Consider the following 3479-nt stretch of genomic DNA (forward strand, 5'->3'; position numbering starts at 1 on the left):
CCCCCCCCCCCCCCCCCGCCGCCGCCCCCCCCCCCCCACGCCGCAGACCACCGACGAACGGAGAACCCGCAGTGACTCGCACACCCCAGGCCGCCGCCGAGCAGGCCGCAACCGAATTGCGTGAACGTACCGGTGTGGACGGCTACGACATCGCCCTGGTGATGGGCTCGGGGTGGGCGCCCGCCGCCGACCTGCTCGGCGACGCCGAGCACGAGCTGCCCTCCTCGGAGCTGCACGGTTTCCTGAAACCGGCCGTGGACGGCCACAGCGGCACCATTCGCTCCATCGGTGACGGCGACCGGAACATCCTCGCGTTCTTGGGCCGCACCCACCTGTACGAGGGCCACGGAACCGACTCCGTCGTGCACGGTGTGCGCACCGCCGTCGCCGCCGGGGCCCGCAAGATCGTGCTCACCAACGCCGCGGGCGGCATCAACACCGACTACGCCGTCGGTTCCCCGGTGCTGCTCTCCGACCACATCAACATGACCGCGAAGTCGCCGCTGTCCGGTGCCGACTTCGTCGACCTGAGCCGGACCTACAGCCCCGAACTGCGCGCGATCGCCCATGACGTGGTCCCGGACCTGCGCGAGGGCGTCTACGCGGCCATGCCCGGCCCGCACTTCGAGACGCCCGCCGAGGTCCGCATGCTCCGGGCCCTGGGCGCCGACCTGGTCGGTATGTCCACCGTGCTGGAGGCCATCGCCGCCCGCGCGGCCGGCGCCCAGGTGCTCGGCCTGTCCCTGGTCACCAACATCGCCGCGGGTCTGGAGGGCGCCAACCTCGACCACCAGGAGGTCCTGGCGACCGGACGCGACTCCGCCCAGGCCGTCGGTCGCGTGCTGGCCGACATCGTCGCCAAGGTCTGACCGAACGATCTCGCCCGCGGCACCGCGGGCGAGATCATCGGCACGCCCCACCATCAGCGGCTCCATCCGGAAGGTTCTGCCTTGACCGCCACCGAACTCCTCGCCCGGGCCCGGGACTGGTACGCCCAGGACCCGGACCCCGTCACCCGGGACGAACTGTCCGACCTGATCGTCCGAGCCGAGACCGGGGACGACGCCGCCCTGGCCGACCTGGGGGACCGGTTCGCCACCAAGCTGGAGTTCGGCACGGCCGGTCTGCGCGGTGAGCTCGGGGCCGGGCCCAACCGGATGAACCGGGTGGTGGTCATGCGCGCCGCCGCGGGCATCGCATCCTGGCTGGGGAAGGGCGGCAAGCACGTGGTGATCGGTTACGACGCCCGGTACCGGTCGGCGGACTTCGCCCACGACAGCGCCGCCGTCCTCACCGGGGCCGGTCACCGCGTGTCCTTGCTGGCGGAGCCGTTGCCCACCCCGGTGCTCGCGTACACCCTGCGCGACCTGGGCGCGGACGCGGGGATCGTGGTCACCGCCAGCCACAACCCGCCCAAGGACAACGGCTACAAGGTGTACGTGGGCGGTCCCGGGGACGACGCCGGCAGCCAGATCGTCTCCCCGGTGGACGCAGAGATCTCCGCCGCCATCGACGCGGTCGGTCCCGTGGGCGACCTGCCGTCGGGGCGGGACTGGACGGTGTTGGGACCCGAGGCGCTGGAGCGCTATCTGGACGCGGTCACCGCGCTGCCCCTGGGCCGGGACCGGGACCTGTCGGTGGTCTATACGGCCATGCACGGTGTGGGCGGCCGGGTGCTGGTGGAGGCGGCCCGTCGCGCCGGGTTCGTCGCCCCCACGGTGGTCGCCGAACAGTTCGAACCCGACCCCGCCTTCCCCACGGTGGACTTCCCCAACCCGGAGGAACCCGGCGCCATGGATCTGGCGTTGGCCCTGGGCGAGCGGACCGGCGCGGACCTGATCGTGGCCAACGACCCCGACGCCGACCGGCTCGCCCTGGGGGTCCCCGGATACGGGATGCTCACCGGCAACGAGGTGGGCGGGCTGCTCGCGCGGTACGTCCTCGACCACACCAACGGTGCCGAACGGGTCGTGGCCACCTCCATCGTCTCCTCCAGCCTGCTGGAGAAGATCGCCCGCGCCCGTGGCGTGCACTACGAGGAGACCCTCACCGGGTTCAAGTGGCTGGCCAGGGCCGGCGCGCCGGGACAGCGGCGGGTGTTCTCCTACGAGGAGGCCCTGGGCTACTGCGTGGGCGGCGACACCGGGAGGCCGGTCGCGGACAAGGACGGGATCGGTGCCGCGCTGATGGCGATGGCCCTGGCCGCGACGGCCAAGCGCGAAGGGCGAACCCTCCTGGACCTGATCGACGAGCAGGCCCGCGAGTTCGGCCTGCACCTGAGTGATCAGCTCTCGGTGCGGGTGCGGGACCTGTCGGAGATCTCCGCGGCGATGCGGCGGTTGCGCGCCGAACCGCCCACCGCGTTCGGTCCCTTGAAGGTGTCGGGGGTCGTCGACTTCGCCGGCGGTCACGAGGGGCTGCCGCCGACGGACGCGCTGCGCTTCGAACTCCAGGGCGCGGTGTGGGGGCGGGTCACGCTGCGCCCCTCGGGTACCGAACCCAAGCTGAAGGCCTACGCCGAGGTGGTGTCGGGGGTCGGGGGCGACGTCGCGGCCATCCGCGCGCAGGGCTCGAAGGTGCTGTCCGAGCTGATGGCCTCGGTCGCCGAAGTGGTCAGGGGATGATCGGGGCGGGGTTCACTCCGCGTCCTCGGTGGGTTCGACGACGGGGCGGTGTACGACCTCGTCTATGACGGTGAGGGTCTGGGTCGAGGTGACTCCGGGGAGCGCCTGGAGCCGGGTCAGGATCAGATCGCGCAACTGGTTGGTGTTGGCGACCCGGACGAGCAGGACGATGTCGGCGGATCCGACCACGTACCAGCAGTACTCGATCTCCGGGTAGGAGGAGAGGATCTCCCGGTTGGCGCGCCAGTCGGGCTGGCTGCCGGAGATGAGCACGAGCGCGGTGACGCCCAGACCCATCTTGGAGTGGTCGGTCACCACGGAGTAGCCGCGGATGACGCCTTCATCGGTGAGCCGCTTGATCCGGTTGTAGGCCGTCGCGCGGGAGACGTTGGCCAGTGCGGCGATCTCCGTGATGCCGGTTCGAGCGTCCTTGGCGAGAGCGCTCAGGATGGTCTGGTCGGTCGAGTCCGGCCGCCGGCCGTTCCTGCGCTGGTCGCCCATGGCCATTGCGTGCTCCTCGTGTGCTCTTGTCGTAGTGCTCGGCTCCTTGCTGTCAACGTTGACAGGGAGCTAAGGAAATACCAGGTGAACGTTGTTCTCGTCCATTGAAATCTCAGTCGGCGAGATACGGGCGCGGGTTCGGGCGATGAGGGTCGGGGGACGGGGGATGCGCTCCGGAACTCTTGTGCGAATCACCAAGCGGCGAACGCGTTGGTGGACGATCGACTGTACTCATGGTTGACGCGCGGGATGAGTGGTGGGTTTCCCCCGACTGGTCGGTAACTACACCGCGGTGTCCTGAATCAGACATATTTTCTCGCCGAATCGGCCATTTCGGTGCTATTTGTCGTAACT

3 protein-coding genes are annotated in these 3479 nt (G+C 70.3%); 2 read left to right on the plus strand and 1 reads right to left on the minus strand.

Annotated features, from left to right (window positions below; translation table 11 throughout):
• Positions 1 to 71: 71 nt before the first annotated feature.
• Positions 72 to 869, plus strand: a complete 798-nt coding sequence (locus tag ABZ717_RS28460) for a purine-nucleoside phosphorylase (protein WP_358516322.1) — start codon at positions 72 to 74, stop codon at positions 867 to 869.
• A gap of 81 nt (positions 870 to 950) precedes the next feature.
• Complete coding sequence (locus ABZ717_RS28465; protein ID WP_358516325.1) at positions 951 to 2624, plus strand: phospho-sugar mutase; 1674 nt, start codon at positions 951 to 953, stop codon at positions 2622 to 2624.
• A gap of 12 nt (positions 2625 to 2636) precedes the next feature.
• Here ABZ717_RS28465 and ABZ717_RS28470 read toward each other — a convergent pair whose 3' ends face one another.
• Entirely contained in the window at positions 2637 to 3131 is a 495-nt protein-coding gene (locus tag ABZ717_RS28470) for an Lrp/AsnC family transcriptional regulator (protein WP_358516327.1), read from the minus strand.
• Between the last annotated feature and the right edge of the window lie 348 nt (positions 3132 to 3479).

This window comes from Nocardiopsis sp. NPDC006832, assembly GCF_040635885.1.
Classification (GTDB): Bacteria; Actinomycetota; Actinomycetes; order Streptosporangiales; family Streptosporangiaceae; genus Nocardiopsis.